The organism is Streptomyces sp. NPDC052910 (assembly GCF_055585605.1).
This window is the reverse complement of the sequence record NZ_JBVJJR010000014.1, coordinates 12369-28210: the sequence shown is the minus strand read 5'-3', so window position 1 is coordinate 28210 and position 15842 is coordinate 12369. Positions and strand designations below refer to the sequence as shown.

Here is a 15842-nt window from a genome sequence, read left to right as displayed (position 1 = left end):
TGTGCCTGTTCCGAGGCGGTTCGGAAGGCGGTATGGGGGCCGTACGGCGACGGTGCGTCGAGGGTGTGACGGGGAGTCGTGGAGCGCCCTGTCACCGGCGGTCAGCGTTCCTGGTGGACGTCCGCCACCGCGCAGCTCACATTGTCCGGCGCACCCGCCGCGTGGGCCAGCGCGACCAGCTCGCCGACCGTACGCTCGGGGTCCTCGCCGGCCGCCGCCACGCGGCGTACCGCGTCGTCCGGGACGACGGCCGAGAGGCCGTCCGAACACAGCAGGTACCGGTCCCCCGCCCGCACCTCGCGCAACCGCACGTCCGCGACGGCCCGTTCACCCGCGCCCAGGGCCCGGAGCAGCAACACCCGTTGCGGGTGGGACGCGGCCTCGCCCGGGGTGAGGGCGCCTTGTTCGACCATCGCGCGGACGAACGTGTGGTCTTCGGTGATCTGGAAGAACTCGCCCTCGCGCAGCAGGTAAGCACGGGAATCGCCGATGTGGACGAGGGCCACGCGGGAACCGGTCCAGAGCAGCGCCGTGAGCGTCGTGCCGGAAGAGGCGGAAGGAGTGGAAGGAGTAAAAGGGGCGGGCAGAGTGGAAGAGGCGGGAGCGGCGGCCGAGGCACGGGAAACGCCGCGGTTTTCTGCCGTGTCCGCTGCCGCGACATCCCGTACCGCCCGGTCCGCCCGGTCCACGGCCTCCTGGAGAACGTTCAGCAGGTCATCGGCAGGCACGGCCGCCGCGTCGGCGATGGGACCGGCGGCGCGAGCGGCGTCGACGGCACCCCCGTCCCCAACCCCCTCGAGCCATTTCAGCGCCTCGATCGCGGCCGCGCCGGCCCGGGCACCCTGATCACCGTAACCGTCTGCGACGGCGAGGAGCCGAGGACCGGCGTAGGCGGTGTCCTGGTTCAGCGCCCGGACGGAACCGGGGTCGGAAAGAGCCGCGCAGCGGATGCGCAGGGAGCTGCCGGTGGATGTCATGGCGGATTCCTTTCCCCTACACAAGAGGTGGTCGACGAGGAAGGCGACGAGCTCGCGCCGCGCGGCGAACACGGTTTCGAACTCGCTCCAGAAAGCGCGGATCTCTTCGGCCGCCACGAGCGGTGACACCTCGTCGTGGCATGCGCAGACCCGGCGGATCCGGGCCAGCGGCATGCCGACGTGGCGTAACCACGACACGAGCCGGGCCCGTTCGAGCTGGGACGGGTGGTAGAAGCGGTAGCCGGTGACGGCGTCGACCTTGGCCGGGGGCAGCAGGCCCAGTTCGTCGTAGAGGCGGAGTGCCTTCGGCGTGAGCCGGGACGCCCTGGCGAACGCCCCGATGGTCAGCAGTCCCACGGCGGGCCCGTCCTTCCTCGTTCACGCCGGGTCCGTCACCCGGCACGGCCGATGCTGCGGCTTTCCCCAGGGGAAAGGTCAACGGGGCGCGAGAGCATCCGGACACCGGAAACGTGACGGCCCACGCATCGGGACGGCCCATGCATCGGGACGGCCACACCTCGGGCGACGGCACGCTCAACGTGGACCTCACCGCGAAACGGGCGAACTGCACCCCGAACGCACAGGGGAGGACCGTCGGTGGTGTAAGTGATCCGGTCCGGCGCCGGAGCGTCCGGCCGGGCCGGGCGACCGTGCGGCGGCGAGAGTACCGGAGGCCGGAGTACCGGCGGCGGGAGGACCGGAGGCCGGAGTACCGGCGGCGGGAGGACCGGAGGCCGGAGTACCGGCGGCGGGAGGACCGGAGGCCGGAGTGCCGGAGCAGGGCCCGGGGGCACGGCAGGCGAGGAGCGGCGGGGAGCGTTCCCCGCCGCTGTCTCGTCAGGTGGGGCTATCCGGCCGACGCGGTCGGTGTCCGGGGAGCCCGGATCAGGGCGGAGAGCGGGTTGCCCTGCTTCCTGGTGTCCGCCGGCGGGGCCACGCCGCTGCCTTTCATTCCGGGCCGCGATGCGATCACGCAGTCGGACTTGCCGGATTCGGCCTCGCCGTTGACGGCGGTGACACAGAATTCGTAGTTCCAGACGCCGGGGAACAGGTAGGCGATGCCCCGGCTGGTCTCGTTGGTGACGTACTCGTCGGCCTTGGACGGGCTGCCGTCGTTGACGTTGCGGACCCAGACGCGGTAGCCGGCGGCCTGGGCGGACCCGGACCAGGTCAACTGCACGGTGGTGGCGTCGGTGGAGGTGACCTTCAAGCCGCTGGGGGCCGGTGGTGTCCCGGCGCCGACGGTGACGGAACGGGCGACGCCCGGCATACCGCCGCCGGCGGCGTTCCAGGTGACCACCGCGACGAGGTAGTGGTGGCCCTCGTGCAACCCGTTGATGCGCGCGGACGTCCCCCTGACCGCGGTGCTGTTGATGAACGCTCCGGGGGTGTCCCTGTCCCAGGTGATGACCTCGTACCGGTCGATCGCATCGGTGTACGGGCCGGTCGGCGCGTCCCAGGAGACGTCCACGCCGGTGGCGGTGGCGCGGGTGACGATTTTCTTGGGCGCCGCGGCGGTCTTCGGGTGCGCGGTGGCGCTGAGCGTCTCGGACCACCCCGACTTCCCGTCATCGGCGTTGTCGGTGCGAACCTGGTATTCCCACTCCCAGCCGTCGAGGGTCCAGGTGGTGTCGAAGCGGGCCGCTCTGACCGGCGTCTCGTTCCAGGTGCCGGAGCCCTTGATCCGGTGCCGGACGGTGTAACCGCGGGCTCCGTAGACCGGTTTCCATTTCAGGGTGATTCCGCTCGGTCCGGAGTCGACCCAGATCGTGCCCGGCGCGAGCGCCGGCCGGTCGGGGATGTGCGTGGGGAAACTGACCAGTTCTCTACCGAGACCGTAGCTGTCGTGCAGTGTGCGCACGAATGCCTGGGCGATCTGGTATTCGCCCAGGGCGTTGGGGTGCAGCCCGTCGTAGCCGGCATGACAGGTGGTCCTGTCGCAACTGTAGTTTCGGGCCCAGTCGACCAGGGCCACGCGGGACTTGTCGGTACTCCACTTCGGGATCGCGGCCGCGAGCATGCTGTTGTACTTGTCCGTGTTGACCGGCAGGTCGTCCCGGCCGCCGATGTACGTCCGCTGCGGAACGTTGGCCAGGGCGAAATTGAGGTCCGGTTTGACGGCGCGGGCCTGCTCGACCAGCGTCCGCATACTGTCCAGCGTGCCTTCCGGGCCACTGACGAACCAGCCCATGTCGTTGAACCCGAGCCCCACCAGCAGCAGGTCGGGCTGGTACTTCGCCACCTGTTCGGCGATCAGCTTCTTGTCCTGCGCCGCCTGCCGTCCCCAGACCGCGAAGTGGTCGGTGTCGAAATCCGGCGCGACCCCGGCCGCGTATCCGCCCGAGGTGACGGGAGCGCTGTCGGCCGGTGGCGGGGCTTCCCCCTGAAGTGGCGGCGCGGACGGGGCCTTGGGGGCGTCCTGCGGCCGGGTTCCCTCGTACGGGCCGACGAAATCGACGTCGATGCGCTCCTTCTTGAACCATTCCCACAGGCGGTAGCGCCAGGTCCAGTCACCCTCGTAGCCCTGAGACATCGAATCACCCACCACCATGACCTTCAGCGGCACCTTGGACTGGCCGACACCGCGGGAAAGCCTTTGCAGGGACTCGTACAGATTCGGCCCCATACCCTTCAGGCGGTCGGCCATGAACCCGAGGGGATTGCCCATGTTCCCCAGCGTCGTCGCCCAGCTCCGCAGGCTCGTCTGAGCATTCGTTATCACGGAGGTGGTGCCCGAGGCAGCCCATTTCAGCAACTGGCCGCCAAGGCCGCCGCTGACGCCGCCCCACATCGCGACGGCCAGCGCCTCCGCCCACACGTCGGCGTCGCCCAGCGACCGGTTGTCGAAATAGGCGTTCATCAGCTCACCGACGAGTGCGCCCATCGCCCCGCTGACCGCTCCGCATACCGGAGCCGCGGCCGGGGCTCCCACGTTGAACGCGATCAGGCACGCGGCTCCGGAGACGATGGTGACGCCGAGGGCGACACCACTGGCTATCCACTTCTGCCAAGCGTTCGCCGTGGTACCGACCTTGTCCTTGGCGACCACGAACACGAGGCTGTTATCGACCAAGACCACGCGCCCGTCGAGGTCGGTGGTGTTGCTCCAGTCCTTCGGGGGATAGATCCCCACGCTGTGCTGCTGGAGCCGCTTGGCCACCGACTCGCCCACGGTCATGCCCGCGTCCTGGTCGGCACGTATCGAGTCGGCCCAGTCCGACTTGACCTGGTCCAACTGATCCTGACGCTCGGGGGGAACATGGAAATCGAGGGCGATGATCAAGTCGTCATCGCTCTTCCCCAACTGCCGGAGCGTCCCGGCGTCCCGGGCGCAGCCCATACGGAGCGATACGGGAGCGTCCTGTTCGACGGTAAAGGACGTGGCGTGCGCGCCGCACGCCTCACCAGGTCCCTTGGTGGGCCCCTGCGCCATGGCGGGTCCCGCGGACCCGACCATCAGCAACGCCATCGTCACGGCGAACGTGATGAGGAAATTGCCGCGCAGGCGTCTGTGCCGTCCGCGCCCGCCGGGGCGTGTTCTCGCCATTCCTGAACCGGGCATGCTGCCCATCACTCCTCAACAGCGAAGGATCCCCGGACGCGAAGTCACCTGCCGGGGCCGTGTTTCGGGCACTCCGCACCGTCTGAGGGCGAAGAGCACCAATTGGGTGATCATGACGTACCCGCGGAGTGCCTACAAGGGGTGAATTGCGGCCTTGTTCTTCAACCTGTGGCGATGAGGCGGCATTTCGGGTAGCGAGCTGGGGAACGTGATGGTTTTCCCCTCTTCCGATTCGTCGGCCCCGCATGACCGGTGGGGTATCGACGCCCCGCAATACGACTGCGTCCGGGCCTGGCCAACCGAAACGCCCAGGTCTGGGTCCGACACACCTGTGTCCCGAGCCGACATCTCACTCCGCGGAGGCCCGATGGCCACGGACCGGCCGCGAGGACGACGTCGCCGAGGTCATCGCCACCCAGCTCCACCGTGTGGCAACCAGCGTGATCGAGATAGGCTGTTGGCGCGTGGGTGGCCGGGACATCTCCGGAACATCTCATCGTCTTCGACGCCGGCCACGACGCCCAGCGCTGCGAACCACCGAACGCACCCGCTGCCACCGGCCCGGCCGGCTTCACCATGAACCCCTCCGCCTCGTCCGCTCCACCGGCCGACCGAGGATCAGCCACCTGGACACACTCCCTCACCCCTCCTCAGCGAGCGCCGGGCACTCCCGACTCCTGCCGCTAGAGCCGCACAAGACCCTCGAGAGAGTCCTCCACCGAGCCGGCAGCCGCACAGGCCACCCCGCCCCTCGCCCAGCGGACGCGGCAACACCACACCCACTGACCGCTGACCGCCCGCACGCCCGCACGCCCGCACGCCCGCACGCCCGCACGCCCGCACGCCCGCACGCCCGCACGCCCGCAACACCATCCGAGCGAAAGGGATCCCGCATGGCAACCGACGTCCTCTACCCGCCGACGGAACCGTACGACGAGGGCATGCTCGACGTCGGGGACGGCAACCGCGTGTACTAGGAGGTGTGCGGCAGGCCGGACGGCAAGCCGGCGCTCGTCGTGCACGGCGGACCCGGTTCCGGGTTCTCGCCCGGAGCCCGCCGGTACTTCGACCCGGACCGCTACCGCGTCGTCCTCTTCGACCAGCGAGGCTGCGGCCGGAGCACGCCGCACGCCGCCGACCCCGCGACCGACATGCGGCACAACACCACGCACCACCTGATCGCCGACATGGAGCGGCTGCGCGAGCACCTGGGCGTCGACCGGTGGACGCTGTTCGGCGGCTCCTGGGGGTCCACGCTGATCCTCGCGTACGCGGAGCGGCACCCCGAGCGGGTCGCGGAGATCGTGATCACCGGCGTCACCGTGACCGGACGTTCGGACATCGACTGGCTGTACCGGGGCGCCGCCCGCTTCTTCCCGGAGCAGTGGGAGCGGTTCCGGGACGGCGTCCCGGAGGCGGAACGCGACGGGGACCTCGTGGCCGCGTACGCCCGGCTGGCGGAGCATCCGGACCCGGCCGTACGCGAACGGGCCGTGCGGGACTGGTGTGCCTGGGAGGACGCGGTGGTCTCCGCCGAGCCCGGCACCGGTGCGGGCACCAGTCCCGCCCCCACGCCGTACACCGACCGGTCTTCGCGGGCGCGGGCCGGGTTCGTCCGGATCGTCACCCACTACTTCGCACACGGCGCCTGGCTGGAGGAGGGCGCCCTGCTCCGGGACGCGGGCCGGCTGGCCGGGATACCGGGCGTGCTGCTGCACGGCCGGTTCGACGTCGCCGGTCCGCTCGTCAGCGCCTGGGAACTGGCGAAGGTCTGGCCGGACGCCCGGCTGGTGGTCGTGTCGGACTCGGGCCACCTGGGCAGCGAGACGATGCGGACGGAGGCCCGGGCGGCGCTCGACCGGTTCGCCGCCGTCGGCTGACGGTACGGGCCCGCCCGTCGGCGCGGGGTGGCCGCACCGGCCGCCCCGGCATCGGTCAGCGGGTGACGGGCAGTTCCCGGGGCCCTCGGACCAACAGGCCGGGACGGTACGGGAGGAGACCCGGGTCGGCGGCCGGGCGCAGTCCCGGCAGCGCGTCCCACAGCAGCGGCAGGGCGATCGTCGCCTCCAGCCGGGCCAGCCGGGCGCCGAGGCAGAAATGCGGTCCGTGGCCGAACGCGGTGTGCGCGGCGGCCCGTCCGGGACCTGGCAGGTAGCGGGCGGGCCGGAAAGCGTCCGGGTCGGGGAAGCGGCCGGGGTCGCGGCCGGCGGCGGCGAGGACGACGAGCACGGAGGCCCCGGCCGGTATGACCGTTCCCCCGCCCAGGTCCACCGCCTCGGTCGTCCGCCGCCAAGTGGTTCCCTCCAGCGGACTGGCGTGCCGCAGGGTCTCCTCGACGACGGCTTCCCAGCGGCGTCCGGTTCCGTCGCGCCGGGCGGCCGACAGTTCGTCGGGGTGGGTGAGGAGCAGCAGGGCCGCGGAGGCGAGGAGGTTCATCGTCGTCTCGTAGCCTGCGAACAGCAGCAGGAAGGCCATGGCCAGGAGTTCGGCGTCGTCCAAGCCCCTGTCAAGCCCCCTGTCCGGGCCGCCGTCCGGGCAGCGATCCGAACCGCCGACCGGACCACCGTCCAGACCGCCGACCGGACCACCGTCCGGGCCACCGCCCCGAGCGTCGTGCACGAGGGAGCTGAAGAGGTCGTCGCCGGGCGCGCGTCGTTTGTCCGCGATGAGGGACGTGAAGTAGGCGTGGAGGTCGGTCCACGCGGCGTCCACCGCGCCGGGCGGCAGCGCGTCGGCGGGCGATCCGACGCGGTACGTCCACTCCCGCAGGTCGGCGCGGTCGGCCTCCGGGACGCCCAGGACCTCGCCGATCACCAGGACGGGCAGCGGGAAGGCGAACGCGTCGACGAGGTCGGCGGTGCCGTCGCGGTCCAGCCGGGCCGCGAGGTCCCCGGCCAGGCCGGCGGCCAGCCCGGCGATACGGGGACGGAGGCCGTCGACGCGGCGCGGGCTGAACGCGGCGGTGGTGAGCCGACGCAGCCGGGTGTGGTCGGGGGCGTCGGAGTTGAGCATGTGCCGGGCGAGGCATGCCTGCGCGCGGCGGGCGGGCGAGTCGGGCCGGGGGCGGCCGGCGGCCTGCGGGGGCACGTTGGAGAAGCGGGGGTCGGCCAGGACGGCCCGGGCTTCCCGGTAACCGGTGACGAGCCAGGCGTGGGTGCCGTTGACGAGTTCCACCCGTGCGGCCGGGCCGCGGGCGCGCAGGCGCGCGTAGTAGGGGTAAGGGTCGCGCGCGAAGGCGGGGTCCGCCGGGTTCAGAAGATCGGCCACCCGCTCATCCTCACTGATGGGCGGCCCCGGGCGCCGGTGCGGCAAGGGTCAGGGTGGACCGGCCCGCCCTGTGGGATCCCTACAAGGCGAGCCGCCTGACCAGAACCGGTCGGAGTCCGTTGTCAGACCCCGCTGTCATGCTGTCGGCATGATCCTGCAAGCGTGTCCGAACGGTTCCCGCTCCCGGCGGGAACATCCGGCTCTGCCCGTCACCGCCGCCGAACTGGCGGAGGCGGCACGGGAGGCGGTCGCCGCCGGGGCTGTGGACCTCCACGTGCACCCGAAGGACGCCGCCGGCGCCGACACCCTCGATCCGGCCGCCGTCGCCGAGACCGTCACGCGGATACGGGCCGCGGTGCCCGGCGTTCCGGTCGGGGTCACGACGGGCGCCTGGGCCGCCCCCGACGCCCGTACCCGTGCCGCCCTGGTGCGGTCGTGGACGGTCCTCCCGGACCACGCGTCCGTCAACTGGCACGAGGAGGGCGCCGACCTGGTCGCCGCCGCGCTGACCGAGCGCGGCATCGGCATCGAGGCGGGCCTGTTCTCCGGCACGGACGCCGTGGCCCGCTTCCGCGCTTCGCCCTTCGCGGGCAAGGTGCTGCGCATCCTGGCGGAGATCACCGACACCTCCCCCACGACCGCCGAGAGAACGGCCCGCACGCTGCTGGACGATCTGGGTACGGACCTCTCCGCGCCCGTACTCCTCCACGGCGAGGACGGCGGCGCCTGGCCCGCACTCCGGCTGGCCGCGCGACGAGGTCTCCCGACCCGCGTCGGCCTGGAGGACGTCCTCCATCTCCCGGACGGCTCCCCGACGCCCGGCAACGGCGCACTGGTCCGGGCGGCGGCGGCGCTTCTGACCGCCGCCGAGACCGGAGCGGACGAGGGCGGGGGCAGGGGCGGAGGGATGAGGCCGAACCGGCAGGCCGGCCTCCGCACCACGGCAGCCGGGCCTCCCTGAGACGGCGATCGGCCCCGGCGCCGCCCCACGGGGGGGGCGGCGCCGGGTGGACTGTGTCGGGTATGAGTACTTGCGGTACGGAAAGTGTCGCTGAGATTGATCATGGTCAGCCGGTGCACGGGATGCGCTTGCAAGGGGGAACGGACGGCCTACTCGTTGTGCAGCACCTTGGCGATCGTGAGCCGCGCCGCCGAGCGGGCCGGGATCAGCGCGCCAAGGACGGCGATCGCGACCCCCGACAGGACCAGAAGGGCCAACTGGGGCGTGTGCCAGACGTCCTTCATGGACTCCGGGAACGCGACCTGCCCGACGTGGTCCACGAGCAGCCGGTGCGCGGCGATCCCGAGGGGTATCCCCAGCAGCCCGCCGACCGCGCCCGATCCCGCCACGGACATCACGGTCATCACGATGACCTGACGTGGCGTCATACCGATTGACTTGAGCATGCCCAGGTCGCGGCGGCGTTCCCGGGTGTTCAGCAGGACCGTGTTGAACACCCCGAGGGCCGCGACGACGGTCAGGAGTACGGTGAACGCCGCCGAGACGCCGACGACGGTCACGGCGGTGGTGTTCGTCGAGGCACCGGGCATCAGATAAAGGCCCGGGTCGGATGCCTTGACCGCCCGGGCGTACGCCTCGGCGTCGGCGCCGTCGGCGAGTTCGACCGTGTACAGGATGGCCCGCAGGTCCGGTGCGAACTCGGCCAGGGTCCGCCAGTCGCACTCCAAGGCATCGGCGTGGCCTTCGATGAGTTCGCCGACGACGGTGACGTGTGCCTGCCTGCCGTTCAGGTAGAGGGTGATCCGGTCGCCGACCGCGAGCCCGCGCTGCTTCAGGAACGCCGGCGCGGCCGCGGCCTCGCCCGGTCCGTGCGGCCAGTGCCCCTTGACGACCTCGGAGTCGTACATCCGGGTGTCCCCACGGTGGAAGTTCGCGGCGGCGGTCTCCGTGTACCCGGCCAGGCGCACCTTGCTGATGGCGCGGGCGGTCACCAGGTCCGCTCCGGGCAGGGACCGCAGCCGTGCCTCGATCTGCCGGTCGCTCAGTTTCGCGGCCTTCTGGCCGAGCCCGGGCCTGCCCGCCTCCACGTTCACCCAGGCGGAGCCGTTGTTCTGGCCGTGTTTACCGAACGCGACCATGGTGCTGGTCAGACCGGTCGTCAGGGTCACGGTCGTGACGCCGAGGACGATGGCCGCCATCGTCATGACGGTGCGGCCCGGGCGGGCGAACGGCTGGCTCAGGCCCAGGCTCACGGCGCGCGGCAGCCGGGTGCCACCAAGCCACCGCTGGATCCACAGGCCGCGCCCGGTCCGCGGTGCGTTGCCCGCGCTGATCGCCCGCACCGCGGAAAGCCGGTGCGCGCGCAGCGCGGGGACCAGCGCGGCGAGCACGACGAGGGCGGGCATGCCCAGCAGGCAGACGGCGTACACCCAGGGTCCGACGCCGATGGAGGCGTCGCCGGTCTCGATGCCACTGAAGGCATCCCGCAGGATGGGCTGCGACAGCACGTCACCGATCAGGACGCCGGCGGCGCAGCCGGCGACCGCGGGTACGGAGATCATCGTGAGGTAGATCGCGAGCACCTGGTTCGGTGTGAAGCCCAGCGCCTTGAGCACCCCGATGCGCCGGTACCCGGAGACGACCACCCCGCTGACCACGTTCCCGACGATCAGGATGGAGACCAGCAGGCCGAGCACGCCGAAGGCCGTCAGGAAGGGGAGGTAGGAATCGGCCCCCGCGGAGAAGGCTCGCTTGAGCGTCAGGTAGGACTGCGTGGTCGTCAGCGAGCCCTCGGGCAGCCCCGCGGTAGCCTCCGACAGGCCGTCGCGGATCTCCCTCTCGGTGGAGGACTTGGCGAAGCGGTAGAGCATCTGGGTGGAGGACGGGTGCAGCGCGGCCATCTGCTCCGGTGCGACCCAGGCGCCGGCGGACTTGCTGACGCTGCCGGCGTAGCCGACGACGGTGAGCGGCGGGGCACCACGCACCGTGAACGTCGTACCCGGCCTGAGCGGGCCGGCGGCGCCTCGGCCGGGGGAGCTGACGACGATCTCGCCGGGCTTGGTGGCCCAGCGGCCCTCCAGGAGATGGACGCGGTCCACGGTGCCCGCCGGATCGGACCGGCCCACGATCGTCAGGGGACCGGCCGGGACCCACAGCCACTGTTTGGGTATGTCGACGACAGCCTGGGGGTACGGCCCCGCGGCGGCCTCGACGCCCGGTTGCCGGCCGGTGCGCGCCAACTGGGCGTCCGAGACCTTGGTCCGGTCGAAGGCCGCCACCGCATGGGCGCCGCGCTGCCGGCCGAAGGACCGCTCGAAAGGGGCCGACGCGGCGCTCAGCAGTGCCAGCGCGAGCAGGATGGTCGTGGTGGAGCACAGCACGACCAGTCCAATGACGACCGTCTGGGCCTTGCGGCGCTTCACGATCGCGCGCGAGGCGGACCACACGGCGCTCATGCGGTCGGCTCCAGTGCGCTCTCGCGAGCCACCCGGCCGTCGGCCACCTCGATCAGACGGCTGGCGCAGCGGGTGGCCAGATACGGGTCGTGGGTGACGACCAGAAGGGTCTGGCCGATCTGGTTGAGGTCGATCAGCAGGTCCATCACTTGCTCGCCCGAGCGGCTGTCCAGGGCACCGGTCGGCTCGTCGGCCAGCAGCAGGGCCGGACGGTTCATCAACGCCCTGGCCACGGCGACCCGCTGGCGCTCCCCACCGCTCAACGCGGCCGGATAGGTGTCCTTGCGGTCGGCGACGCCGAGTTCGTCGAGGAGTTCCAACGCACGACGGCGCGCCTGCCGGACCGAGGCCCCGGTCAACTGGGCCGCCAGCGCCACGTTGTCCAGCGCCGGGAGGTCGTCGATGAGGTTGAAGAACTGGAAGATCATGCCGATGTGCCGCCGCCGGAACAGGGCCAACCCGGTTTCGTTCAGCTTGCCGAGGTTCTGGCCGTGGACCTCGACGGTGCCGGACGTCGGCCGGTCCAAGCCCGCGACCATGTTGAGCAGGGTGGACTTGCCGCAGCCGGAGGGCCCCATCACCGCGACCGCGTCCCCCGCGCGAATCTTCAGGGACATGCCGTCCAGGGCCTTGGCGTCGCCGTATTCCTTGTGCACGCCGTCCAACCGCACGACGACCTGCTGCGAACTTCCGGGATCATCAGTCATGCCACGAACCTAGAATCGGTGGGGCGGGGCGGCGTCCCTCCCCGGATGTAACCGTACGAGCACGTCATCCCGGGGATGTACGGAGCCGACCCCTGGGGATGACGCGGATCACGGGCGGGACTGCGAGGCTGACGGAGTGTGGAGTTCAGGAGTGGGGTGGCTCGTCCTCGCGTTGGCGGCGGCGTGCACGGCCGCCGGCTGGCTGGGCGCGGCCCTCGTCCGGATGCGGCGGCGCCACCGATCGGCCATCGAGGAGCGCGGCTGGCTGCTGGAGCGGGAGCGGGAGAGCGCGGCACGGACCGCGGTCGACGCCGAGCGGGCCAGGATCGCGGCGGACCTCCACGACATCGTCAGCCACAACGTGAGCCTCATGGTGGTCCAGGCTGGTGCCGCCCGCGAGGTGCTGACCACCATGCCGGACGAGGCCGCGGCCGCGATGAGCGCGGTCGAGAGCGCCGGACGGAACGCGATGACCGAGCTGCGGCACCTGCTCGGCCTGCTCGCCCCCGCACAGAACGGCGACGACGAGCCCCACGCTGCCGATCTGTCACCCCAGCCGAGTCTGAGCCGGCTCAGCCCGCTGATCGACCGGTTCGCCTTCGCCGGCCTGCCCGTGGACGTACGCGTCTCCGGGGAACCACGCCCGCTGCCGGGCGGAATCGACGTCACCGCCTACCGGATCGTCCAGGAGTCGCTGACCAACGCCCTCAAACACGGAAACACGGTGAAGGCCGAGGTGACAGTGCGGTACGCGGACCACTACCTGAGGGTCGAGGTACTCAACAGCGGGCCGAGCGTCCTGACGGCCGACGGCTCCGCATCTCCGAGCGGCCCGGCCACCGACCGGGCGGAGGGAACCGGACGCGGGTTGCTCGGGCTGCGGGAGCGGGTCGCCGTCTACGGCGGCGACCTGGACGCCCGCCGCCGCCTCGGCGGCGGCTACCGCGTCCGCGCCCGGATTCCCCTGGACCGGCCGTGACACCCGCCGACCCCGCCCCCCGCGTCGTCGTCGCCGACGACCAGGAACTCGTCCGCACCGGCTTCCGACTGATCCTGACCGCCCGCGGAATCGACGTGGTGGGCGAGGCCGCCGACGGAGCGGAAGCGGTGGCAGCGGCGTGCGAACTGCGGCCCGACGTCGTGCTGATGGACATCCGGATGCCCGCCATGGACGGTCTGGAAGCCGCCCGCCGCGTCATCGCGCAGGTCCCGGACTGCCGGGTGATCATGCTGACCACCTTCGACCTCGACCACTACGTCTACGCCGCCCTCGCCGCCGGTGCCAGCGGCTTCCTCCTCAAAGACGTCACCCCCGAACACCTCGCCTCCGCCGTACGTCTGGTCAAGACCGGTGACGCACTGCTCGCACCCTCGATCACCCGCCGCCTGGTGGAACGTTTTACCGGAGGCGGACATCAGAGCCGCTCCGGCGGTGAACAACGAAACGGGGCCGAACGCGAACCACGACACAGCGTCTCCGCCGGAACCCCCAGGCGGCCCGCGACCCCGGCCGTCCACCGCGACCTGGCCGCCCTGACGCAGCGGGAGCGCGAGGTGTTGACGCTCATGGGCCGAGGTCTGTCCAACAGCGAACTCGCGCAGACGCTGACGCTCAGTGAGGCGACGGTGAAGACCCATGTGGCCCGGATCTTCGCCAAACTCACCCTGCGCGACCGAGCCCAAGCCGTCGTCCTCGCCTACGAGACAGGGCTTGTCTCCCCAGGTGGCTCCGCTGGAACCGTCCAGTAGAGGCGGCAGGCCGAGGCCGGCATCATCACCCGGTCGTCTTCGAAGAGGACGGCGGCACCTCCAGCCGCCTCCACCCGCTCCAGCGTCCGAAGTTCCGCGCGCACCTCGACTACGCGCGGCCCGGGAATACCGTGCACATCTCCGAAATGTTCCGCCTCGTACGCGGCACCGGGCACATCCTCGACGTCCTGCACGCGGGCCGGCTCGCCCTGCGGTTCCACGACGGCGTGTTCTCCGCGATGGCCCTCACCGCCCGCCACCCGCGCACCGGCGAGTTGCTGTCCACCGTGAAGTTCACGATGCAGGCCCTCGCCGCCGCCGGCGAACTCCAACGCGAGCTGACCTACGACGGCCTGCGCGCCGCCGAGGCCAGTCCAACGACGCGTCCGAGGACACCGCCCGTCAGGGTCTCGCTTCCGACGGGCCGGTGGCCACGCTCGTCGGCAGTGAGGTGTACTCGTGTCACGCACAGTGGTCCACGGATCGGGCCTCGGAGCGCAGGCAGACCCACAGCATGGTCATGACGCGATACGCACTCTCCTTCTTGTCGCCGCGTCCACCGTGTACCGGTTCACAGTGAGATCACGATTTTGCCGTGAACATGCCTCTCGGCCTGCGTCGTCACGGCTTCGCGGATCCGCTCGACCGGGAAGGTCGCCGCGATGGGCACCGTGATCTCGCCGGAGTGGATCGCCTCGGCGATCCGTTCCAAAGAGCCTGGGTCCGCGTCGAGGGCGCCCACCTTGCGCACGCCGGGCGGCGGGGCGGGGCCGTCGGCCACGACGGAGATCCGCTCGGGTGCCACGCCGAGCTTGAGCGCGGTCTCGGCCGCCTCCCTTCCGAACAGGTCGGTTGCGGCGGTGATCCCCTCGGGCGCCAGGGTCCGCACCCGGTCCGCCAGGCCGGGGCCGTACGCCACGGGTTCGGCGCCGAGTCCACTCAGGAATCCGAACGTGCCCTCGGAGGCGGTGCCGAGCACCCGTGCACCCGCGAGCTGCGCCAACTGCACGGCGAAGATGCCCACACCCCCCGCCGCCCCACCGATCAGGACGGTGTCCCCGGCGCCGAGCCCGATCGTGGCGAGCGCGGCGGAGGCCGTCAGACCGGACACCGGAAGTGTGCACGCCACCTCGTCGCCGACACCCCCCGGGGTGGGCCACAGCGTCGCCGCAGGCGTCTTGACCAGCACGAAATCGGCGACGGAACGCCCAATCGCGGCCCCGTACACCCGCTCGCCGACGGCGAATCCCGTGGCTTCGGCGCCCACTTCGTCCACCACTCCGGCGAAGTCGCTGCCGAAGCCGGCCGGCAAGGTGATGCCGAACCGCGCCGCCATGTCGGGCTGTGTAGTGATCTGCCAGTCCATCGGGTTCAGCCCGGCGGCCTTGACCCGGACGCGAATCTCGTCCGGTGCGGCGTGCGGCTCGGGTATCTCCTGCAGTTCGAGCACTTCAGGACCGCCAAAACGCTGATAACGGACAGCTTTGCTCATCGGTGACCTCTCTTGGCCAGTGATGGGACTTGGTCTCATCGACCGTACACCAGTGATGGGACCAAGTCCCGTACACTTCTCCCATGGCTCGATGGCAACCCGACGCACCAGGACGACTCGCCGCCGCCGCCCTCGACCTCTTCGAGGAGAACGGCTACGAGAACACGACCGTGATCGAGATCGCGGAGCGCGCGGGACTCACCAAAAGCACCTTCTTCCGGTACTTCCCGGACAAGCGCGAGGTGCTCTTCGGCAGGGGCACAGTGACCGGCCTGCTCGTCGAAGGGATCGCCTCGGCGCCACCGGCGGCCGAGCCGCTCGACGCGGTGGCGGACGCCCTCGACGCGCTCGGCCGAACGTTCTTCACCGCCGACCGCCGCGAGTTCAGCCGCCGACGCCAGGCCGTGCTGAACGCCCACACGGAACTGCGTGAACGCGAAGCCCTGAAAAGGATCGACCTCACCGCCTCCATGATCGAGGCCCTCAACCGCCGCGGAGTCCCGAACCTGACCGCGCGCGTGGCCACGAAACTGGGCACGCTCGTCTGGGAGATCGCCTACGACCACTGGATCGCCCCCGGCAACAGCGAGGGCTTCGGCCCGCTGGCACGGCAAGCACTCGCCGAAGTACGCGCGGCCGGAGCCGCGTGCTGACGCGCGCGTCCGTCGTGG

11 protein-coding genes are annotated in these 15842 nt (G+C 71.3%); 5 read left to right on the top strand and 6 right to left on the bottom strand.

Going from position 1 to position 15842, the window contains the following annotated elements; genetic code table 11:
* Nucleotides 1-101: 101 nt before the first annotated feature.
* Both ACZ6X9_RS31625 and ACZ6X9_RS31620 read right to left on the bottom strand, forming a co-directional pair.
* Nucleotides 102-1334 carry a MerR family transcriptional regulator gene (locus ACZ6X9_RS31625; protein WP_469781463.1) on the bottom strand — a complete coding sequence of 411 codons (1233 nt, stop codon included), beginning with the start codon at nt 1332-1334 and terminating at the stop codon, nt 102-104.
* Nucleotides 1335-1824: 490 nt separating this feature from the next.
* Nucleotides 1825-4524 (bottom strand): fibronectin type III domain-containing protein, encoded by a 2700-nt coding sequence (locus tag ACZ6X9_RS31620; RefSeq protein ID WP_469781462.1) that lies wholly within the window; start codon nt 4522-4524, stop codon nt 1825-1827.
* A 995-nt stretch (nt 4525-5519) separates the two neighbouring features.
* Between ACZ6X9_RS31620 and pip the strand changes: the two genes are divergently transcribed.
* Nucleotides 5520-6419 carry a prolyl aminopeptidase gene (pip, locus tag ACZ6X9_RS31615; protein WP_469781461.1) on the top strand — a complete coding sequence of 300 codons (900 nt, stop codon included), beginning with the start codon at nt 5520-5522 and terminating at the stop codon, nt 6417-6419.
* 55 nt (nt 6420-6474) lie between these two features.
* Here the strand turns inward: pip and ACZ6X9_RS31610 are convergent, their stop codons facing one another.
* Nucleotides 6475-7806 (bottom strand): cytochrome P450, encoded by a 1332-nt coding sequence (locus tag ACZ6X9_RS31610; protein ID WP_469781460.1) that lies wholly within the window; start codon nt 7804-7806, stop codon nt 6475-6477.
* A 148-nt stretch (nt 7807-7954) separates the two neighbouring features.
* Here ACZ6X9_RS31610 and ACZ6X9_RS31605 point away from each other — a divergent pair, with 148 nt between their 5' ends.
* Nucleotides 7955-8767, top strand: a complete 813-nt coding sequence (locus ACZ6X9_RS31605) for a 3-keto-5-aminohexanoate cleavage protein (RefSeq protein WP_469781459.1) — start codon at nt 7955-7957, stop codon at nt 8765-8767.
* Between the two features lie 149 nt (nt 8768-8916).
* Here the strand turns inward: ACZ6X9_RS31605 and ACZ6X9_RS31600 are convergent, their stop codons facing one another.
* Both ACZ6X9_RS31600 and ACZ6X9_RS31595 read right to left on the bottom strand, forming a co-directional pair.
* Nucleotides 8917-11223: an ABC transporter permease gene (locus ACZ6X9_RS31600; protein WP_469781458.1), complete on the bottom strand. Its 2307-nt coding sequence runs from the start codon at nt 11221-11223 to the stop codon at nt 8917-8919.
* Nucleotides 11220-11930, bottom strand: a complete 711-nt coding sequence (locus tag ACZ6X9_RS31595; RefSeq protein WP_469781457.1) for an ABC transporter ATP-binding protein — start codon at nt 11928-11930, stop codon at nt 11220-11222. Before ACZ6X9_RS31595 ends, ACZ6X9_RS31600 begins: the two co-directional genes overlap by 4 nt.
* 151 nt (nt 11931-12081) lie before the next feature.
* Between ACZ6X9_RS31595 and ACZ6X9_RS31590 the strand changes: the two genes are divergently transcribed.
* Both ACZ6X9_RS31590 and ACZ6X9_RS31585 read left to right on the top strand, forming a co-directional pair.
* Nucleotides 12082-12909 (top strand): sensor histidine kinase, encoded by an 828-nt coding sequence (locus ACZ6X9_RS31590; protein WP_469781456.1) that lies wholly within the window; start codon nt 12082-12084, stop codon nt 12907-12909.
* The gene (locus ACZ6X9_RS31585) at nt 12906-13679 is read left to right on the top strand and encodes a response regulator (RefSeq protein ID WP_469781455.1); all 774 of its coding nucleotides are present in this window, start codon (nt 12906-12908) and stop codon (nt 13677-13679) included. The genes ACZ6X9_RS31590 and ACZ6X9_RS31585 overlap by 4 nt, the downstream gene beginning before the upstream one ends.
* Nucleotides 13680-14250: 571 nt before the next feature.
* Here ACZ6X9_RS31585 and ACZ6X9_RS31580 read toward each other — a convergent pair.
* Nucleotides 14251-15171 carry an NADP-dependent oxidoreductase gene (locus ACZ6X9_RS31580; RefSeq protein ID WP_469781454.1) on the bottom strand — a complete coding sequence of 307 codons (921 nt, stop codon included), beginning with the start codon at nt 15169-15171 and terminating at the stop codon, nt 14251-14253.
* An 83-nt stretch (nt 15172-15254) separates the two neighbouring features.
* Here ACZ6X9_RS31580 and ACZ6X9_RS31575 point away from each other — a divergent pair, with 83 nt between their 5' ends.
* On the top strand, nt 15255-15824 hold the full coding sequence (locus ACZ6X9_RS31575) for a TetR/AcrR family transcriptional regulator (RefSeq protein WP_469781453.1): 570 nt from the start codon (nt 15255-15257) through the stop codon (nt 15822-15824).
* Nucleotides 15825-15842 lie beyond the last annotated feature (18 nt).